A 20,490-nucleotide genomic window follows, 5' to 3' on the forward strand; every position below is an offset into this window, starting at 1 on the left:
TAGTTGTATAATTAGTTTAAAATTTAAATATTAGGAGGTTGAGTAAATGGGATACCTAGCAGGAAGCTATGACGTGATCGTTGTAGGTGCTGGACATGCGGGTAGTGAAGCTGCTTTGGCTGCTGCTCGTATGGGCTGTAATACGCTAATGGTCACGATCAATTTAGATATGATTGCCTTTATGCCATGTAATCCTTCGATCGGAGGACCGGCTAAAGGGCATGTAGTGCGGGAAATCGATGCGCTTGGAGGAGAAATGGGGCGCAATATCGATAAAACCTATATTCAGATGCGAATGCTGAACACAGGTAAGGGACCAGCGGTTCATGCATTACGTGCCCAAGCAGATAAATTTCTGTATCAACATACGATGAAGGAAACGATGGAGAAGGAGCCCAATCTAACACTTCAACAGGGGATGGTAGAACGCCTTCTCGTTGAGGGAGATCAATGTGTGGGTGTTGTTACGATGACAGGGGCAGAATATCGTGCAAAAGCCGTCGTATTGACAACAGGTACGTATTTGCGGGGGAAAGTGATTATGGGTGAGTTAACTTATGAGAGTGGCCCAAATAATCAACAGCCTTCTGTCCAATTGTCTCACCATTTGAAGGAGTTAGGCTTTGAGCTAGTACGCTTTAAGACGGGAACACCACCACGTGTTCATAAGGATACGATTGATTTTTCACAGACTGAGATCCAGCCTGGTGATGAAAAGGTGAAATTTTTCTCTTATGAAACTAGAGATTCAGATAATGAACAGTTACCTTGTTGGTTAACCTATACTTCAGAGTCAACGCACCAAGTTATTAATGAAAACTTACATCGTGCGCCGATGTTTACGGGAATTATAGAGGGGACAGGGCCCCGTTATTGCCCATCTATTGAAGATAAAATTGTAAGATTTGCAGATAAACCTAAGCACCAAATTTTCCTAGAGCCTGAGGGTAAAAATACTTCTGAATATTATGTACAAGGCTTATCAACAAGTATGCCTGAGGATGTACAATTAAAAATGCTACGGTCCATTCCTGGCTTACAAAATGTAAAAATGATGCGAAATGGCTATGCAATCGAATATGATGCGATGGTTCCAACACAGCTATGGCCAACATTGGAGACAAAACGTCTTCCTGGCTTATTTACAGCTGGGCAAATTAATGGCACAAGTGGATATGAGGAAGCAGCAGGACAAGGCATTATGGCCGGTATTAATGCAGCCCGTAAAGTGTTAGGGAAAGAGCCGGTTATATTAGATCGTTCCCAAGGTTATATTGGCGTTTTGATCGATGACCTTGTAACAAAAGGAACCAATGAGCCTTACCGACTATTAACATCACGTGCAGAATATCGTTTGCTACTTCGTCATGACAATGCAGATATGCGTTTAACTCCGATTGGCTATGAAATTGGGCTGATTAAAGAGGATCGTTACCAACGCTTTATAAATAAAAAAGAGATGGTTGAGCAGGAAATTGAGCGCTTGCGTAAAACTTCTGTATCACCATCAGATATTAATCCTTTACTAGAAGAGATTGGATCATCCAAAATTCAGGATGGCAGTCATTTAATTTCTATTTTGCGTAGACCAGAGGTAAGTTACGAGCATATTCATAGTTATTTCCCTTCTGAGTTAGAATTAGATGAATTCATGATGGAGCAAGTTGAAATTCAGGTAAAATATGCTGGATATATAGAAAAACAACTAATTCATGTGAATAAGCTTCAAAAAATGGAAAAGAAGAAGATTCCAGATTCTATTCAATACGAAGATGTACATGGTCTGGCGATTGAGGCGAAGCAAAAGCTAATGAAGATTCGTCCGATTTCTATCGGCCAAGCTTCTCGTATTTCAGGGGTTACACCAGCTGACATTTCAATTTTGCTTGTATATCTTGAGCATTATAACCGTGTTACTGCGGCAGGAGGGTAAACAGCTTTGGATCAAATTAAGGATAATTTTCAAGCATTATGCTTAGCTCGTAATATTGAATTATCAGAGAAGCAGCTGGAGCAATATGAGTTGTATTTTAAGGAATTAGTATCATGGAATGAAAAGATGAACTTAACGGGAATTACTGAACGAAGTGAAGTATATTTAAAGCATTTTTATGACTCGCTTACTTTATCCCAATATGTAGATTTCACCAAAGTGGAAAGTATAGCAGATATTGGATCGGGGGCGGGATTTCCTGGTATTCCATTAAAAATTTGTTTTCCACATCTTAAGCTTATGATTGTTGATTCCTTAAATAAGCGGATTCAGTTTCTTCAGCATGTTGTAGATACATTAGAGTTACAGGATGTGCAGCTTATTCATGGTAGAGCAGAGGATGTGGCCCGCCAAGCTGGTATTCGTGACTCCTTTGATTTAGTGACAGCAAGAGCAGTAGCGAGATTGGCAGTACTCAATGAGTTTTGTTTACCTTTTGTAAAAACAGGTGGGATTTTTGCTGCGATGAAGGGGACTGACCTTAAAGAGGAAGTTAAGGAAGCTGCACGTAGCTTAAAGGAGCTAAAGGGAAAAATGAAGGCTTCTTATCATTTTCAGCTTCCTCAAGAAAATGCGGATCGGCATATTATTATAATAGAAAAAGTAGGGGATACACCTAAAAAGTATCCACGAAAAGCAGGTACACCATTAAAGTCACCAATAATGTAGTAATATTTTTCCTTCCAGTATTGTTTCACGTGAAACAATAACTGGGAGGTTTTTTTATGCCTTTTTTGTACATAGAATTATTTACTAAATTTCTTTTAATATTTTTATGGTTAATTCATGCAATTAGTGGTTGAGAGGAAGCCCAAATAGCGAAGGGGTAGAGGGATGGTGGAGAAGTGAACACGTCCGCCTTTACAGCCTGTTTTTCAACCGATAACGATCTCATTCAAGAAAATCAGGCTGTAACAGGGGTCGAAGCCACCCTCTGCACCGTAGCTGCTTTCCTTGGAAGTTAGCAACCACTAATTTTTGTATTGAGCCATGAAAATCAAAAACATTTTCATAATGTAAAAGATAGGATTATAGTCAGAAAAGTGGTAGAATAAATTATAGTAGAATCAATTTTCAGTAGAGTGCTAGTTTAGACATATGTTAATTGATTCAGTTTGAAATGACATTTTCTGTTTGGCTGGATAGCCCATAAGGAATTCCTTATGTCACTATGAAACTAGGTGGTAATCTACGGAATGAAAGAACAATTTTCTAAATTGTTTGGTTTAACCGAACGAAGCAGTGGAGACGAAGTGAAACAAATTTCCGTTGAAGAGGTTGTCAGCAGCCCATATCAACCGCGGACTATTTTTGATGAAGAAAAAATTGATGAGTTATGCCAAACGATTAAAACGTTAGGTGTAATCCAACCTATCGTTGTGCGACAACGTAATGGAAAGTATGAAATCATTGCAGGCGAAAGACGTTGGCGAGCAGTTAAAAAACTAGGGAATGATACAATTCCTGCTATTGTTAAAGATTTTAATGATTCTCAAGCAGCTTCGATTGCATTGATTGAAAATCTCCAGCGTGAAGGCTTAACTTCAATTGAAGAGGCAGTAGCGTATCAGAATCTGATTGACTTACATCAGCTTACGCAAGAAAGTCTTGCTCAGCGATTAGGTAAAAGTCAATCTACGATTGCAAATAAGATTCGCTTGCTCCAACTTCCTGATGTAGTGAAAACTGCATTAATGGAACGTAAAATTACAGAACGCCATGCAAGAGCGTTATTGTCTTTAGATACCGAAGAATTGCAGTTAAAGGTTTTAAACGAAATTATTGCTAAAGACTTAAATGTTAAACAAAGTGAAGCAAGGATCGCTTTTTATAAACAATTGTCTCAAAATAAAAATAAAAAGAAACGCATTTCTTTTACTAAGGATGTTCGTTTAGCATTAAATACGATTAGACAATCGATAGATATGGTATCAGATTCAGGGCTGGAAATTAAAACGGCAGAAAGTGATCATGAGGATCACTATGAAATTGTGATTAAAATTCCTAAAAATAAATCATAACTATTTTCAATTTTGAGCGTTAATTATATGTAATGACTATTTTCATTAATGAATATTTTCATTTATATGTGCAGAGTAGTAGGAGCATAGCTGTTTATCATCAGGCGCTTGTTTAATGAAGTGACATATGCCATCCCCAAAGCGAGCGTGATTGATGATATTACGCTTGTGTCTTTTTGTAGCGACAGCTTAAGAGGATGGGAGAAGCCCTCTTTGTTTGACAACTTGATTATAAGAACTACAAAAAGATTTCTAACGAAGGTAGAGCAGTTATAATTTTATGATTGTGTTACCGGAATTATATTGAGGTGAAAAGTTTGTCTAAGATTATTGCGATTGCAAATCAAAAGGGAGGCGTCGGTAAAACGACAACTTCTGTAAATTTAAGTGCGGGGTTGGCATCAATAGGTAAACGTGTTTTACTGATTGATATTGATCCGCAAGGGAACACAACAAGTGGGGTTGGCGTTAATAAAGCAGACGTTGAGAATTGTATTTATGATGTTTTAATTAATGAAGTTGATCCTAGGGAAGCGATCGTACCCACGATGGTTGATGGCCTATCGATTATTCCTGCAACAATTCAATTAGCAGGTGCAGAAATTGAGCTTGTCCCAACAATTTCAAGAGAGGTACGCTTAAAAAGGGCAATTTCACAGGTGAAAGCTCAATTTGATTATGTCATTATTGATTGTCCACCATCATTAGGTATATTAACCATTAATTCATTAACTGCTGCTGATTCAGTCCTTATTCCTATTCAATGTGAATATTATGCGTTGGAGGGATTAAGTCAGTTATTGAATACAGTACGCTTAGTCCAGAAGCATTTAAATACTTCGTTGCAAATTGAAGGTGTTTTATTAACAATGTTTGATGCACGGACAAACCTTGGTATTCAAGTTATTGAAGAGGTTAAGAAGTACTTCCAACAAAAGGTATATAAAACAGTTATTCCTCGTAATGTAAGATTGAGCGAAGCGCCTTCACATGGACAATCCATTATTACGTATGATCCAAAATCTAAAGGTGCTGAAGTTTATTTAGAGTTGGCAAAGGAAGTGGTTTCCTATGAATAAGCGTTTAGGTAAGGGATTAGATGCATTAATTCCGTCACTTTCTGTTAAAGAAGATGACAAGGTAATAGAAATACCTTTGAATCAATTGCGTGCCAACCCATACCAACCTCGTAAATCTTTTGAAGAAGATGCTATTCGAGAATTGGCTGAGTCGATTCGTGAGCATGGGGTAGTTCAACCAATTATTGTTCGAAGTGTATTGAAGGGTTACGAAATTATTGCAGGTGAACGGAGATTCCGTGCATCACAATATTGTGGAAATACAACAATACCTGCAGTGGTTCGCACATACTCAGATCAGCAAGTGATGGAAATTGCACTAATTGAAAATTTACAACGTGAAAATTTAAATGCAATGGAAATTGCGGTTGCATACCAAGGATTAATGGATCAATTCAAATTAACTCAAGAAGAATTATCTTTAAAGGTTGGGAAATCACGTTCTCATATTGCTAATTTTTTACGTCTACTGTCTTTACCTGAAGAGGTGAAGGATAATGTTTCACGTGGAACACTATCAATGGGACATGCACGTGCATTAGCTGGTTTAAAGGATACTGAGATCATAAAAGATTTAGCAACACAATGTATAGATCATGAATGGAGCGTTCGTCAGTTAGAGGATGCTGTGGGGCAGTTAGATCGTAATAAAAAACAGAAGACAAAGGTTCAAAATAAAAAACGTGATCCATATATTGATGAAGTAGAGGAATATTTGAGAGAGCGTTACAAAACAACAGTCAAGATTAAACCAAATAAAGATAAGGGTAAAATTGAAATTTCCTATTATAACCAACAGGATTTACAAAGATTATTAGATCTATTGAACGGATAAGTTTATTATAATGACATAGCTATCTTGGTTATAGTATTTTTTTCCAAGAGGTTATGTCATTCTTATCTCGAAAAGAAGTAAAATTTTTTGGAGGTGAAACTTCCTGAATAAGCAATCCGTTATATATTTGGATCATGCTGCAACCTCTTGGCCAAAACCTCCGACTGTAATTCAAGCAATTACTGCAGCGATGGAAGCACCAATCACAAGTTCGGGAAGAGGGAGCCATAGTATGGCGTTAAGTGCTGGTAGAATATTGCTGGAAGCACGAATGAAAATAGCGCAATTATTTCATGTAAAAAATGAAAACCAAATTGTGTTTACAGCAAATACTACAGAAGCACTAAATTTGGCCATTAAAGGATTTTTAAAGCCGGGTGACCATGTTGTTACTACGATGTTGGAGCATAATTCAGTACGGAGACCGCTAGAGTTTTTGCATAGAACACAAGGGGTTATAGTGGACTATGTTGAGGTGGATGAAGAGGGACATCTAGATTTGGAGAAGGTTAATGCGGCCTTTAAACCAAATACAAAGATGTTAATTTGTTGCCATAGTTCTAATCTGCTAGGAAGCATTTTGCCGATAGGCGATTTGGCACAGATTGCACACCAACATGGTGCAGTAATTGCAGTAGATGCTGCTCAAACAGCTGGAATTTATCCTATTGATGTACAGCAGTTAGGGATTGATTTGCTTGCTTTTCCTGGACATAAAGGATTGTTGGGTCCACAAGGTACAGGGGGATTATATATTGCACCACAAATCGAGCTTCAGCCACTCATCCATGGGGGGACAGGGAGTCAGTCAGAGGAGCTTGAGCAACCAAAGGTATTGCCTGATCGTTATGAAGCAGGGACAATCAATACAGCTGGAATTGCAGGATTAAAGGCAGGTATAGAGTTTGTTTTAAGCTATGGAGTAGACAATATATATGACCATGAATGGAAACTAACACAATCTCTTATGGAAAAACTGATAGAAATACCTAATATTTCCTTAATTGGCCCTCGAATAGGAAAACCAAGAACAGGCATTGTTTCTTTTAACCTATTAAAAAGGGATGCGTCAGAGGTTGCTTTTCAATTAGATCGATATCATCAGATTGCAGTGAGAGCGGGTTATCATTGTACTCCATTAGCGCATCAATCTGCACATACTACTCATGCAGGTGCTGTACGTGTTAGTGTAGGTTATAATACTACAGAAGATGATATTTCTAGACTTGTTCAGGCTGTCAAATGTATTGAAGCAGGGGAACAATTTTACTAAAGAATCTCATAAAAGAATTGTATATAATAGTTGTATGAAAATAGTGATATAAAAATAGTGATATAAAAAGTTGTATGGAATATCGTATGAGCAGCATAACCACCTTAATGCTAGAGGAGAAGAAGTTGGAATGTCAGATTTGAATCAATTAATTTCAGAGCAGTTGTTTTTGATACTTGGTGGTTTAGTTGTTGTTGTATTTTTAATGTTGATATGGAATTTTGTACAGGGTCATAAGCTTCGTAAATTGAGAAGAAAATATGAGGCAATGATGAAAGGTACAGGCGTTGAAAACTTAGAGGATTTACTTGTGGATCTGAAGATACAACAGGATAAAATTGAAGATCGACAGGAAGAGCAGGGTAATCAGCTTCGTTCTATATTTAATTGGATTCCGAAACAGCACACTAAGGTTGGGATAAAGCGTTACAATGCATACGGTGAACGTGGAAATGACTTGAGTTTTTCGATTGCATTGTTAAGTGAAGAACAGGATGGCTTTGTAATTACTGGTTTATATAATCGTGATGGTAGTTATGTATATGCCAAAGCAATAGCTAACGGTGAATCAAGTCATACGTTGTCACCAGAAGAGAAGGAAGCAATTACTTTGGCTCAAACGAGTGGGAAATAATTGTAGGCTTCATTTATTCTACAATGCAGATTTACGCAAATTATAATTCCATTGCTTCATTGCTGAATGAAGGCTAGCTGCGATAATTTCGGAAAGTGTCATAACGAGGCTAAGCCTTGTATTTTGCAAAACAAAATACTCCATAAAACCGCCGACATTAACGATGCCTGTAAGATGGATATCGCCAACCGGCGGTAATTGTTTATTTACACCTGCTCCAGGTTTAAGCGGGCCTTTAACCACTTGGATTGAACCGACACTGCTGCTTTGTCCAAGGCAGGCATCAATTCCAATTATAAATGGATTAGTGAATTTTTGTTCAATTTCATTTATTGTTTCACCCAAATTTACGGCATGGACGGGTTGATCAAGCGTACCGTATAAATGGAAAAATGAGCTATTGTGTTTTGCTAATGAGGTGCCAACTAATGGACCAAGACAATCTCCAGTGGAGCGGTCTGTTCCAATACAAACGACGACAACCTGTTGTCCAGGTGTAACTTGTGATAGATGGAGTAGTAGTCGATGTGCAACAATAGAATGAACGTCTGGTTCAGTATGTGGAACTTTTAAGCAGCTTAATTCAGATGGATTATTTCTAGGGAATATTGGTGACAATGTGATCACTCCTCTTCTTTGGACAATTGTTTATGGATTATTAGTATATGGAAAAAATATGAATTATATACTGTGACTAAAGGAGTGGGACTTGTGGAAGAGTGGTTAGTCATGGCATTTGACTCTACACAACAGGCGCTCAGGGCTGAAATGCTACTAGAGTTTGCAGAGATTGAAATAGATTTATGTCCAACACCAAAGGAAATAACTGCTGCATGTGCATTATCAATTAATTTTCCAGCTCATTATTTAAGTAAGGTAAGGCAAATTATAGAGGAGCAGGAAGTAGAGATTCGGGGTATTTTTATAAAGCAGGCTATAGATACAGATAATATAGACAATATGTATGCTGAACTATAAACGATGTTCACATAGATTTATGATGGAATTATGATGAAATCTAAATCGATAAATACACCTTAATGTGGATGTGGAGTGAGGAGGGGAGTATGTATAAGCTACTTAGTAGTGGGACAGACGGGGCAGACCCGTTAAATGAAGTTACAAAATGGTCTGATACCTTATTTAAATCCTTCACGAATGCGGAGATGTGGGAGAGAATAATGTTCTCAAGCCTTCGCATTGTTCTCATCTTTATTTTGACACGGATCGCGATTCGTATTATTTATAAAGTGATTGATCGCTCTTTAAAGCGAAAGGATAAGAGTCGGTTGAAAATGAACCGTAGGCGGTTCGTGACTCTAGGTAAATTACTTAAAAACGTAACCTCGATCGTAAGTAATCTAATTATGGTTATGCTCATTTTTGGCGAGTTTGGGTTTGATGTCAGACCACTTTTGGCGGGGGCAAGTGTGCTTGGCTTAGCAATTGGTTTTGGTGCACAAAGCTTAGTGAAGGATGTAATGACTGGATTTTTTATCATTTTAGAGGATCAATTTGCAGTTGGCGATGTTATCCAGACAGGTACCTTAAGAGGAACGGTAGAAATGATTGGATTACGCTCTACACGACTTGTAAGCTCAACAGGGGAAGTGCACATCATTCCTAACGGAATATTTACGAATGTCACTAATTATTCTGTGGGTAATTCGGTAGCGATTGTTGATGTTCCTTTTAGCACTGATAAACAATATGAAGAAACTACAGCTTTAATGAAGAAAGCTATGCAAAAGTTAGCGGAGGAAAATGAATATATTACTGAAATGCCGACGGTATTGGGAATTCAGACGTTAAGCACAACCGAATTTATGCTACGTATTATGTGCAAGTGCCCAGTGGGTGCAAAATCAGAGATTGAGCGGTTAATTCATAAATATGTAAAGCAAGCGTTGGAGCAGCAAGCAGAGGTTAGCGTATAAAGGTTAGTATTTAGAAATACTAAAAATTATGCTGTTAAGTTAAGGCTTGAATATTAATCTAAAATGTGAGTTTAATTTGAACGTTGAATGGTGGGGGATTAAAATGGAACGGAAGCAGTTTCAATTAGGTGATATTGTACAAATGAAAAAAAACCATCCTTGTGGCAGTAATGAGATGGAGATCATTCGGATGGGAATGGATATTAGAATTAAATGTGTAGGCTGTAAACATAGTGTCCTTGTACCGAGGGCAAAATTTGAAAAAAATATGCGTAAGGTACTGCGTTCGGCTCCACCAGAAAATGATGCTTAGAGAATAAATGAAGTCGTTAAATTATTGCATTGAAATATTGGAGATGATATAATTTTAGTTACGTGTTTAAGTAAATAATTAGCTGGAGAAGTACCCAAGAGGCTGAAGGGACCGCACTCGAAATGCGGCAGGTCGGGCAACCGGCGCATGGGTTCAAATCCCATCTTCTCCGCCAGCATGAGGTCGTTAATTTAACAGATTAACGGCTTCTTTCTTTTTATCTTTGCCAAGAAGGAAAAGTCTTAATTTTCTAACTTAAAATTTTGATGCAGAGTAGCTACATATATAATAGAAGAAACTCGTTTTAACTTTAGTAAAAAGCACTACATTTGTGACCAAATATAATATGCTAGAAGCTGAATGCAGCAATTAGGTCATTACAATATTATGTGATTATTTATCATGTTACATAAGCTTAGCTTATCTAAAACAATAAATGAGAAAAATGACCTTTTTTAAGGGTCCTTTTTTTCAACGTAAAAGATAATCTTTTACGATTTATAAAGTAAAGTGTACACTCCAGGGAGACACACTCCACTTGTACGAGACGACGGAACTGATTTGGATGATAACACTGATTTGAAACATCTGAGATTAAACACGTCTTAAAGGAAGAGGGGTCTTCTTTTTGAAACGCAAGTAGTTATTGACCATTTGCATGGCTAAAGCTACTTACGATTTAACGTGCTTCATTTTCTTTAGCTTCGAAATTTGAGTGAATAACAATCCTGATCTTGATGGCGTTTCGCTACGTTGTCCAACGGAACCACACCTCTCTTGTCCGTCGTCTCTAAAGGTATTATGCTACAGGCTTATGCCTTTTATGCATGAAAAAAATAATAAAATTAGTTTTGACTTAAATTATAAATGCGACTCTAATATAGAGCGAAGGTAGGCACACTTAGGCACATTAATGAACACGTGCTTTCTCTGCCTTTTTCCACTTCCGATCTTTATTGCTTGTTTCAGGGAACTTTTCACCACGTTCAAGTTTTATCCGTTTTGGATTTTGAATTTCAGTGTGGAAGCTTCTTGCTTCACCCACTTCCGTATATATACCTGGGTTAGGAGCTTTGTCACCTGGTTCAAATTCTGTTTGTTCACCCATATAAATCCCCTTTCTTGTCATTGTTAATTTGTAAAACCTAATTTAGTGTTTCTATTATGAAGAAGCTTCATGTACGATTATTTTTAACTGGAAAGCAAGATACTGTTAATGAAAGTATTTAAAAATTTAAGATTGGATTTATTTAACGAATTTATGTTGAAGCTTGAAGTCAATACTTTAACGCACATTGGCTTATAGAAATATGTCATAATCGATTGTATTGGAAGAGAACATTTGCTTGCATTCACTAATAAAATTTGATATATTTATATAGTTCGAGTGTTTATAAACCCTCGATCCTTGCTCCCAGGCTTTACAGATTGGGGGCCATAGTCCATAAGGAGGTGAAAATTATGCGCAAATATGAATTGATGTACATTATTCGTCCAGAGCTAGAGCAAGAAGCTCTTCAAGCTGTAGTCGATAAGTTCCAAGGCATCATCCAAAACGGCGGTGAAATCACTAAACATGATGTTATGGGTAAGCGCCGACTTGCGTATGAGATTAACAAGATCCGTGATGGAGTTTATGTATTGGTAAACTTCACTGCAACACCTGATGTTGTTGCTGAGCTTGAGCGGATTCTTAAGATTTCCGATGAGGTTATCCGTTATCTCATTACAAGAGACGAAGCCTAAGTTTAGGTGATTAACACGTAACCGAAGGAGGGGAATACCTTGTTGAACCGTGTCATTCTTATTGGACGTCTCACTCGTGATCCTGAGTTGCGTTATACACCTTCTGGTGTTGCAGTAACTCAATTCACTATCGCAGTGGACAGACCGTTTACATCGCAAGGTGGAGAACGTGAAGCTGATTTTATTCCTGTCGTGACATGGAGACAGTTGGCTGAGACTTGTGCAAATTATTTGCGTAAGGGTCGTTTGACTGCAGTGGAAGGACGTATTCAAGTACGGAATTACGAAAATAACGAAGGCAAACGTGTATACGTAACCGAAGTCATTGCCGATAATGTCCGTTTCTTGGAATCCAATCGCGAAAGCGGTGGAGCTGGCAACGGACCAAGAGAAGAGCAAAGCTTTGGTGGTGGCAACACCAACCGTAGCAATAATAACTTCTCTAAGGGCAATCAAGATCCATTCTCTGACGACGGTAAGCCGATTGATATATCGGATGATGATTTGCCATTTTAAATATGGAAAGGACTGAATCGAATGAGCTTTAAACCAAGAGAAGGCGGAGACGATAAAAGACCGGCTCGCCGTGGCGGACGTAATAAACGTCGTAAAGTTTGTTACTTCACAGTAAACAAAATTACTCACATTGACTATAAAGACACTGAGCTTTTGAAGAAATTCATTAGCGAGCGTGGTAAAATTTTACCTCGTCGTGTTACTGGTACAAGTGCGAAGTATCAACGCCTTTTGACAATTGCAATCAAACGCTCTCGTCAAATCGCATTGCTACCGTACACTACTGAATAATAAGTATCAAAAAGCTGACTAAGCAGGGTAACCTGTGAAGTCAGCTTTTTTTATGTTTATGTTATGCTTCTTTAATCTTGCTAGAATGTCATTACAAGTATTCAATAAGCAGTAGGAAATAGACTATTTTACGGCTTAAAATAAAGAAAGCGCTTTTGCTATGAATAAAAAAAACATCAAATATACATTACACTCAAATTACAATTCATGTGATATATAAAATAGATGTTAAAAAATATATCATGCATATATCAAAAAGTACTTGGAATATTGATGGATATGGGTTATATTATTAAATAATTCAGAATCGCACCTAGGAATACTTGAAAGTCAAGGTATTTTATTTTTTTAAATTAATTTGACCCTTGGTTATTTATACGAAATTGTGAATAAAATAATCATTTTGTTGCATTTACAAATTTATATAAATTGATAGTAGTCCGATAGTAGTCAAGGAGCAACTAATTTTATTTATTTTTACACTTTATGTAATATGTATGAAAAATTAATATGTTTTGTAAATTGCAAGTGGAGTTGGTTCAAAGTTAGCGTCATAATTATGTAATATATTATTTATTTATAATATATATTTCTGCTAAACAAAGAAGTAAAAAGCTTTGAGGGGGTCTTACCTAATTTAGCAGGCAAAGTAACACAGGATTAGGTCTTGAGAGAACATTAAAAATGAGGAGGATTATGAATGAAGAAAAAAGGTACAGCATTACTAGCTCTAGTACTCATGATGTCAATGGTATTAGCTGCATGTGGTGGTAAAGCAGAGACAAAAACTGAAGGAAGTACACCAAGCAATACCAGCACAAATGCAGAAAAAGGAAATGCAGGAAATGAAAGTGAAGCTGAATCAGGACTTATTAAAGCTACTGATCCAACCAAAGTTCCAGATGCTGCTAAGGCACGTAAAGATACTTTAATCATTGCAACAGTTGACCCTAAAGGTGTATTTAACCCAATGTATCAACAAACCGCTTATGACTTCTTCATTAACTATACCTTGTTTGATACTTTCGTAGAGGTAAAAGCAGACGGTACTTATACTGAAAGTTTAGCTTCTAAAGTAGATGTATCCGAGGATGGCTTGAAATACACTTTCCATTTGAAACCAGACGTTAAATTTACTGATGGTACACCAATGACAGTTAAAGACTATGTCTTTACTTTGAAAATGTATTTAGATAAAAGCTATGATGGTGATTCGGATTTGATGGCTTACAACATCGTTGGTGCTAAAGAATACAACGAAGGTAAAGCTACTGATATCTCAGGTGTTAAGGTCCTTGATGATCAAACGGTTGAAGTTACTGTAAGTGAAGCTACCGCATTAACTTACTCTACATTAGGAACTGTTCCTATTTTACCTGAGCATTACTATGGTAAAGCTTATAAACAAGGTAATTTAGATGGAGTTAAAGCACTTAACGCAAAACCACTTGGTAGTGGACAATATGTACTTAAAACCTTCAAGCCTGGTCAAGAAGTAGACCTTGAAGCAAATGCATCATATTTCAGAGGCGCACCTAAAATTAAAAATGTTATTTTCAAAACAGGCACTGATACTACTCATTTAACAAATATGACAACTGGTGCAACTGACCTTAATGGAGATATCGCTGTTACAGAAGATAATGTAGAGGAGTTAAAAGCTTTAGGTTTTGCTAACATCAACCTATTGCCAAACAATGGTTATGGTTATATTGCATTTAACCACAAGCTGGATAAATTTAAAGATGTAAAAGTACGTCAAGCGTTAACCTATGGTCTTAATCGTGCTGAAATCGTAAGTGCAATTTATGGTCCTTATGCTAAAGTAATCAACATTCCGCAATCTAACGTATCTTGGTCTTATACAGATGAAAATATTGAAAAGTATGACTTTGATATGGAGAAAGCAAAACAATTGTTGGATGAAGCTGGCTGGAAGGTTGGCTCAAATGGTATTCGTGAAAAAGATGGTAAACAATTCTCTATCAACTTTACGGCTACAGCGGATAACCCAGTTGTAGATGCCTTGCTTCCTGTAATGACACAAAACTATCAAGAGCTTGGTATTAAGCTTGAAAAAGAAACACTTGATTTCAACGCTATTATTGATAAGCAACAAACTGGTGATTTTGAAATGTTCTTCGCAGCTTGGGGCTTAACTCCTGATCCAGATACAACTACCTTAATTACAGATGGTGCTCAAAATAGAATTGGCTACTCTAATCCTAAAGTCGATGAGTTGACTAAAAAAGGTAAATATGAGTTAGATTTAGAAAAACGTAAAGAAATTTATAAAGAGCTTTACCAAGAAATCAATAAAGATGTACCTACGATCTTGATGTACCAAAGAAGTAACATGGTAACTTATAGTGCCCGTGTTGATGGCTTTGATATTTCACCGTATAAAGATTACCCATATAGTTTGTTCCAAGCACAATTGCAACAATAAACAAGTGAGGGTGTGCCCAGTTGATATAGGCTGGGTACACCCGTATTTTGAGCCAGGAGGAAGTTTATAATGAAGCAGTATATTATTAGACGGCTGCTGCAAATGATTCCAACAATGATAGGAATATCTATCGTTGTATTTGCAATTTCTGCGATGGTCCCTGGAGATTACATTACCGCAAAGCAAAGTCCAAATATGACTCAGGAAAAAATCGATCATTTGCGTAGTGTATATGGACTTGATCAACCTGAATATTTACGTTATTTTACTTGGGCAGGTAATATGATTACAGGGAATATGGGTGATTCCTTTCAACATCAGAAGCCAGTTACTGAAGTTATTTCATCTTATGTATGGAATTCATTTGTTATCGCCTTTGCGAGCTTAGTATTAAGTTGGATGATTGCAATTGTAACAGGTGTTTTCTCAGCGAAGTTTCAGTATTCATTATTTGATCGAATAATCACGATGATTGTTTTTATATGTATGTCATTACCATCCTTTTTTATAGGACTTTTATTAGTTAAAGTATTTGCACTTAACCTAGGCATTTTACCAGTCAGTGGGATGACCACTGCCGGCTCTACAGCGACAGGACTAGATTATGTCCTAGATGTCGCGAAGCATAGCGTACTTCCTGTTGCAGTGTTAACGATGATTAGTACAGGTAGCTTAACCCGTTATTTCCGTACAAGTATGTTAGAGGTAATTAGACAGGATTATATCCGAACTGCAAGGGCAAAAGGGTTAAAGGAACGTACCGTTATTTTCAAGCATGCATTGCGTAATGCGATGATTCCAGCTATTACTTTGCTTGGCTTTGAGCTTCCTGCTTTATTTGGTGGCGCAATGATTTTAGAGCAAATTTTTGTATGGCCAGGGATTGGTCACATTTATCTAGGTTCCATTAATATGCGTGACTATCCATTTATGTTAGGTTTCACTGTATTTATCGCTGGATTAACATTAATAGGCAATCTGATCTCGGATGTATTGTATGGTATAGCTGATCCGAGAATACGCTTGAAGTAGGGGGAGATTATTTTGTCCGCAGAAGTAGCCTCTGTGAATAAGAAAGCAATGACTAAGCCACCAGCACCAGATTCCATGTTGAAAATCACTTTAAGACGTTTTGCTAAAAATCGGTTAGCTGTGGTTGGTTTTATTATAATTATATTCATGTTTTTACTTTGCTTTATTGGTCCCATGTTATCACCATATAACTTGTATGATGTCACCGTAAAGGATAAAAATTTGGCACCTTCCATGGAGCATTGGCTGGGGACTGATAAGTTAGGCCGTGACATTCTGTTACGTGTAATGTTAGCAGGTCGTATATCTTTATTAGTAGGTTTAGTAGCTACTGTAGTTACAGTGGTCATTGGATCCACTCTAGGAGCATTAGCTGGTTTTTATCGTAAATGGGTAGATGCAGTTATTATGCGTATTTGTGATATTTTTATGGCATTACCATCACTGCCTATTTTAATTATTTTAGGTGCCGTGCTATCTGACTTGAAAGTTTCTTCAGATTATCGTATTTACTATCTTATGTTGATTATTGGTATACTCGGTTGGACTGGATTAGCTCGTTTGGTTCGTGGACAAATACTTACGTTACGTGAGCAGGAGTTTATGCAAGCAACAGAAGCGCTTGGTTTAAAGGATAGACGCAAAATATTTCGTCATTTATTGCCAAACACAATTCCAATTATTATTGTGTCCGCAACGTTGTCTGTTGCAGGTGCAATTTTATATGAATCTGCAATGAGCTTCTTAGGAATTGGTGTTGTTCCTCCAACGCCTTCATGGGGTAACATGATTTCCGCAGCTAATAATTTAGTGGATTTTAACAAACGACCATGGCTTTGGATTCCACCAGGTATGTGTATTTTGTTAACGACAGTGTCCATTAACTTTATTGGTGACGGATTACGTGATGCGTTAGATCCGAAGATGAAGATGTAATAACAAGGATCGGATGGATAAGGAGAGTTTAAAATGGCTAAAGATCTGGTAGAATTCAGAAATTTAAAAACTCATTTTCATACCTCAGCAGGGGTTGTTAAGGCTGTAGATGATGTGAGCTTTAAAATACGTGAAGGTGAAACTCTTTGTGTCGTAGGAGAATCTGGCTGTGGTAAAAGTGTTACTGCCATGTCACTGATGCAATTAATTGAAACTCCCCCAGGCAAAATTGCAGGAGGCGAGATTTTCTTTGAAGGTAAGGATTTATTGAAGATGAGCAAGAGGGAAATGTCGAGCATTCGAGGGAACGAAATTTCGATGATATTCCAAGAGCCAATGTCTTCTTTAAACCCTGTCTTGACCATTGGTCAACAAATTGTGGAGCCGATCTTGCTTCATACGTTATTAGATCGTAAGGCAGCAAAGAAAAAGGCAATCGAACTCATTAATCTCGTAGGTATTCCTCGTGCCGAAAGTATTTTTGACAGCTATCCACATGAGCTTAGTGGTGGAATGCGTCAACGGATTATGATTGCTATTGCGCTAAGCTGCGACCCTAAACTATTAATTGCAGATGAGCCTACAACCGCACTTGATGTAACGATTCAAGCGCAGATTCTTGATCTTATGCGTGATATTAAGAAAAAATTGAATACCTCCATTATGTTGATTACACATGATTTAGGTGTAGTTGCAGAAATGGCGGATTATGTTGTTGTTATGTACGCAGGCAAGGTAATTGAAGAGGGTCCTGTACATGAAATCTTTAAAAACCCACAACATCCTTATACACAAGGGTTACTAAAGGCAAGACCTGTAATGGGACAAAGACAAGAAAGACTATATTCGATTCCAGGGCAAGTGCCAAACCCAATCGAGCTTGGTGTCAATTGTCACTTCCATGATCGTTGTGCTTCTTGTATGGATGTGTGTACAGTGAAGCAGCCTTCCCTTCGGGCCTATGAAGTATCAGAACATAAAGTATCCTGTTGGTTATATGAGGAAGAGAGGGGAGCACAGTGACACAACCTTTGATACAGGTAGAAAACCTCAAGAAGTATTTTCCAGTAACTGGTGGTGTTTTTCAACGTACAGTTGCTCATGTGAAGGCAGTAGATGATGTGTCCTTTAACATCCATAAGGGTGAAGCTTTTGGTTTAGTTGGTGAGTCTGGTTGTGGCAAAAGTACAATTGGGCGTACTATTTTACGACTACATGAGAAAACTTCTGGTAACGTATTATATCAAGGTAAAGATATTTATGCGTTGCCTAAAGAAGAAATGCGTCGACTGCGTCCTAAGCTACAAATTGTATTTCAGGACCCATTTAGCTCCCTAAACCCTCGGATTAAGGTGGGGCATGCAATTGGCGAGGCTTTATATGATCATGGGGTTAAAGATCCTAAAGAAGTGAAACGTCGTGTGTTAGAAACGCTGGAGATATGTGGACTTGCAAGCTACCATTATGATCGATATCCTCATGAATTTTCAGGGGGACAACGTCAACGGATTGGTATCGCTCGTGCACTGATTCTAAATCCTGACTTTGTCGTTGCTGATGAGCCCGTTTCAGCATTGGATGTATCCATTCAAGCCCAAATTATTAACTTATTAAGTGACCTAAGACGAGATAAGCAATTAACTTACTTATTCATCTCACACGATCTTGGTGTTGTGGAGCATTTATGTGATACTGTAGGTGTAATGTACCTCGGCTCTATGGTTGAAATGGCTAGCAAGGATGAGTTGTTTGCAAACCCATTACATCCCTATACAAAAGCACTGATGTCTGCAATTCCAATTCCTGATCCTACAGCTACAAGAGAACGAATTGTATTGCAAGGGGATATTCCAAGCCCGGTAAATCCACCGTCTGGATGCAAGTTCCATACTAGATGCCCGCTAGCGACAGATATTTGTAAACAACAGGTTCCGGAATATCGTAATGTAGGTAATAATCACTCTGTAGCATGTCATTTGGTATAATACTGTATTAAGCTACACATTTGTAATTCCGCAAATTTCTATTATTAGCCGTTCTTATCGTTTTTTAGCGATAGGAGCGGTTTTTGTAAATTATATGCTATTGTTGTATTCAAAATCCTCAATGTGGTATAGTCGAAAAGGTAGAGCTTCGAAATTAAGATCAATAGGTTCGTTACCTTTTTGTAAATTTTATTGATCCTATAGCGATTACAATAACAGTAATTGTAATTCATACTTTTTTTGATGCTATCATTCACTTATATTTCCAGATGGAGGAAAACAATGTTAGAACGGAAAAGTCGTAAAAATAGTAAACCAGCAAAGAAAAAAAAGAATAAGGTCAAAATTGCTAGTATCTCCTTGATTATTATCATCTTAATCGGGGCAGGAGCATATATATATCGTAAGGAAATGGCTGTACTTGCATTTGATTTATTTTTATCGGGTCAAGTTGAAGAAACGTTGGAGAAATCATATGCTCCAATTGAAGGTGATGAGCCTAAGCCTGTAGTAGAGGCTAATCAAGAGATCAAACCTTTCAGTGTATTGTTGTTAGGTGTTGACCAACGTGAAAATGAGCCTGCACGCTCAGATACGATGATTTATTCGATTATACGCCCAACTGATTCTAAAGTCCTGTTGCTATCTATCCCACGTGATACGTATACCGAAATTGTTGGAAGAGATAAAGAGGATAAAATTAATCATGCCTATGCCTTTGGTGGAGAAAAAATGGCGATCGATACGGTTGAGCATTTTTTAGGTCATGATGTTGGTTATTATGCAGCGATTAATTTTGAGGGATTGCGTGAGGTAGTAGATGCACTTGGTGGTGTAGAGCTTCCAATCACTAAGGATATTGTTAATAAAGAGAAGGCGCATGAAAAGTTTACGATTAAAGCAAATAAGCCACTATATGATGGACAGGAAGCGCTAAATTTTGTTCGTTATCGTGAAGATGGCGCAGATAATCGTACAAAACGCCATTCAGTATTTTTAAATGCAATGGTAGACAGAATGCTTAAATTAGATCAGGTTGGGAAAATTCCAGAGTTAATTAGTATGTTAGGCAACAACTTTAAGACAGATATGACGCCAAGCTTTATTATTCAGTTATCAAAGCAGGTATTATTAAATCAACGACCTGAGATAAATGGATTCACAATTGCAGCAGAGGGTAAAAGAATGCATGGGATTTATTATGATATTGTTAAAGAGGATGACCTAAATTACGCAAAACAATTAATAGAAAATTGGTCTGATCCCAATACTAAAGCGACAGAGCTCCTTAATCCGCTAGACAGAGATAAGCATGAGAAAAATGATGGTAGCACAACTTCAAAAACAAAGTCTTAATAGACCTCATTAGATATATTTATTAATTCCTCGGCAGTCCGGATTTCGGCTGCCGATTTGTTGCCTATGGCAAATCATAGATCAATTTTAGGAG

At 37.5% G+C, this 20,490-nt stretch carries 21 protein-coding genes and 1 tRNA gene; 20 read left to right on the forward strand and 2 right to left on the reverse strand.

The window, feature by feature from the left end:
- Positions 1-46 precede the first annotated feature (46 nt).
- The 7 genes from mnmG (at position 47) to J2Z32_RS14335 (ending at position 7,835) form a co-directional block, all read left to right on the forward strand.
- Complete coding sequence (gene mnmG / locus J2Z32_RS14305) at positions 47-1,933, forward strand: tRNA uridine-5-carboxymethylaminomethyl(34) synthesis enzyme MnmG (protein WP_210089862.1); 1,887 nt, start codon at positions 47-49, stop codon at positions 1,931-1,933.
- A gap of 15 nt (positions 1,934-1,948) precedes the next feature.
- Positions 1,949-2,662 (forward strand): 16S rRNA (guanine(527)-N(7))-methyltransferase RsmG, encoded by a 714-nt coding sequence (gene rsmG / locus J2Z32_RS14310; protein ID WP_425343008.1) that lies wholly within the window; start codon positions 1,949-1,951, stop codon positions 2,660-2,662.
- Between the two features lie 527 nt (positions 2,663-3,189).
- Complete coding sequence (gene noc / locus J2Z32_RS14315; protein ID WP_210089864.1) at positions 3,190-4,014, forward strand: nucleoid occlusion protein; 825 nt, start codon at positions 3,190-3,192, stop codon at positions 4,012-4,014.
- 317 nt (positions 4,015-4,331) lie between these two features.
- Complete coding sequence (locus tag J2Z32_RS14320; protein WP_210089865.1) at positions 4,332-5,093, forward strand: ParA family protein; 762 nt, start codon at positions 4,332-4,334, stop codon at positions 5,091-5,093.
- On the forward strand, positions 5,086-5,928 hold the full coding sequence (locus J2Z32_RS14325; RefSeq protein ID WP_210089866.1) for a ParB/RepB/Spo0J family partition protein: 843 nt from the start codon (positions 5,086-5,088) through the stop codon (positions 5,926-5,928). Before J2Z32_RS14320 ends, J2Z32_RS14325 begins: the two co-directional genes overlap by 8 nt.
- Before the next feature lie 127 nt (positions 5,929-6,055).
- Positions 6,056-7,201, forward strand: coding sequence for an aminotransferase class V-fold PLP-dependent enzyme (locus tag J2Z32_RS14330; protein ID WP_245251482.1), 1,146 nt, complete (start codon positions 6,056-6,058; stop codon positions 7,199-7,201).
- Between the two features lie 130 nt (positions 7,202-7,331).
- Entirely contained in the window at positions 7,332-7,835 is a 504-nt protein-coding gene (locus J2Z32_RS14335) for a DUF4446 family protein (RefSeq protein WP_210089867.1), read from the forward strand.
- Between the two features lie 18 nt (positions 7,836-7,853).
- On the opposite strand, the gene yyaC is transcribed toward J2Z32_RS14335, so the two are convergent.
- Positions 7,854-8,453 (reverse strand): spore protease YyaC, encoded by a 600-nt coding sequence (gene yyaC, locus J2Z32_RS14340; protein ID WP_210089868.1) that lies wholly within the window; start codon positions 8,451-8,453, stop codon positions 7,854-7,856.
- A gap of 111 nt (positions 8,454-8,564) precedes the next feature.
- Between yyaC and J2Z32_RS14345 the strand changes: the two genes are divergently transcribed.
- The 4 genes from J2Z32_RS14345 to J2Z32_RS14360 all read left to right on the forward strand — a co-directional run bounded on the left by J2Z32_RS14345 (position 8,565) and on the right by J2Z32_RS14360 (position 10,260).
- Complete coding sequence (locus J2Z32_RS14345; protein WP_210089960.1) at positions 8,565-8,813, forward strand: putative Se/S carrier protein; 249 nt, start codon at positions 8,565-8,567, stop codon at positions 8,811-8,813.
- Between the two features lie 89 nt (positions 8,814-8,902).
- Entirely contained in the window at positions 8,903-9,772 is an 870-nt protein-coding gene (locus J2Z32_RS14350) for a mechanosensitive ion channel family protein (RefSeq protein ID WP_210089869.1), read from the forward strand.
- Positions 9,773-9,875: 103 nt separating this feature from the next.
- Positions 9,876-10,085: a DUF951 domain-containing protein gene (locus J2Z32_RS14355; protein ID WP_210089870.1), complete on the forward strand. Its 210-nt coding sequence runs from the start codon at positions 9,876-9,878 to the stop codon at positions 10,083-10,085.
- Positions 10,086-10,169: 84 nt separating this feature from the next.
- A tRNA-Ser gene (locus tag J2Z32_RS14360) sits at positions 10,170-10,260 on the forward strand.
- A 735-nt stretch (positions 10,261-10,995) separates the two neighbouring features.
- Here J2Z32_RS14360 and J2Z32_RS14365 read toward each other — a convergent pair.
- Positions 10,996-11,193, reverse strand: a complete 198-nt coding sequence (locus J2Z32_RS14365) for a YjzC family protein (RefSeq protein WP_210089871.1) — start codon at positions 11,191-11,193, stop codon at positions 10,996-10,998.
- 353 nt (positions 11,194-11,546) lie between these two features.
- Between J2Z32_RS14365 and rpsF the strand changes: the two genes are divergently transcribed.
- From rpsF to J2Z32_RS14410, 9 genes are all read left to right on the forward strand, one after another.
- The gene (rpsF, locus tag J2Z32_RS14370) at positions 11,547-11,831 is read left to right on the forward strand and encodes a 30S ribosomal protein S6 (RefSeq protein ID WP_210089872.1); all 285 of its coding nucleotides are present in this window, start codon (positions 11,547-11,549) and stop codon (positions 11,829-11,831) included.
- 39 nt (positions 11,832-11,870) lie between these two features.
- A complete protein-coding gene (ssb, locus tag J2Z32_RS14375) occupies positions 11,871-12,347 on the forward strand; it encodes a single-stranded DNA-binding protein (protein WP_210089873.1) in 477 nt (158 codons plus the stop codon).
- A 21-nt stretch (positions 12,348-12,368) separates the two neighbouring features.
- Positions 12,369-12,638 (forward strand): 30S ribosomal protein S18, encoded by a 270-nt coding sequence (rpsR, locus tag J2Z32_RS14380; protein WP_210089874.1) that lies wholly within the window; start codon positions 12,369-12,371, stop codon positions 12,636-12,638.
- Between the two features lie 700 nt (positions 12,639-13,338).
- Entirely contained in the window at positions 13,339-15,087 is a 1,749-nt protein-coding gene (locus J2Z32_RS14385; RefSeq protein ID WP_210089875.1) for an ABC transporter substrate-binding protein, read from the forward strand.
- Between the two features lie 69 nt (positions 15,088-15,156).
- Entirely contained in the window at positions 15,157-16,119 is a 963-nt protein-coding gene (locus tag J2Z32_RS14390; protein WP_210089876.1) for an ABC transporter permease, read from the forward strand.
- Between the two features lie 12 nt (positions 16,120-16,131).
- A complete protein-coding gene (gene opp4C, locus J2Z32_RS14395) occupies positions 16,132-17,055 on the forward strand; it encodes an oligopeptide ABC transporter permease (protein ID WP_245251483.1) in 924 nt (307 codons plus the stop codon).
- A 33-nt stretch (positions 17,056-17,088) separates the two neighbouring features.
- A complete protein-coding gene (locus tag J2Z32_RS14400; RefSeq protein ID WP_210089877.1) occupies positions 17,089-18,078 on the forward strand; it encodes an ABC transporter ATP-binding protein in 990 nt (329 codons plus the stop codon).
- The gene (locus J2Z32_RS14405; protein ID WP_210089878.1) at positions 18,075-19,040 is read left to right on the forward strand and encodes an ABC transporter ATP-binding protein; all 966 of its coding nucleotides are present in this window, start codon (positions 18,075-18,077) and stop codon (positions 19,038-19,040) included. Before J2Z32_RS14400 ends, J2Z32_RS14405 begins: the two co-directional genes overlap by 4 nt.
- A gap of 282 nt (positions 19,041-19,322) precedes the next feature.
- Positions 19,323-20,396: an LCP family protein gene (locus J2Z32_RS14410; protein ID WP_210089879.1), complete on the forward strand. Its 1,074-nt coding sequence runs from the start codon at positions 19,323-19,325 to the stop codon at positions 20,394-20,396.
- Positions 20,397-20,490: the final 94 nt, after the last annotated feature.

This window comes from Paenibacillus turicensis (assembly GCF_017873435.1).
GTDB classification, from domain to species: domain Bacteria; phylum Bacillota; class Bacilli; order Paenibacillales; family Paenibacillaceae; genus Fontibacillus; species Fontibacillus turicensis.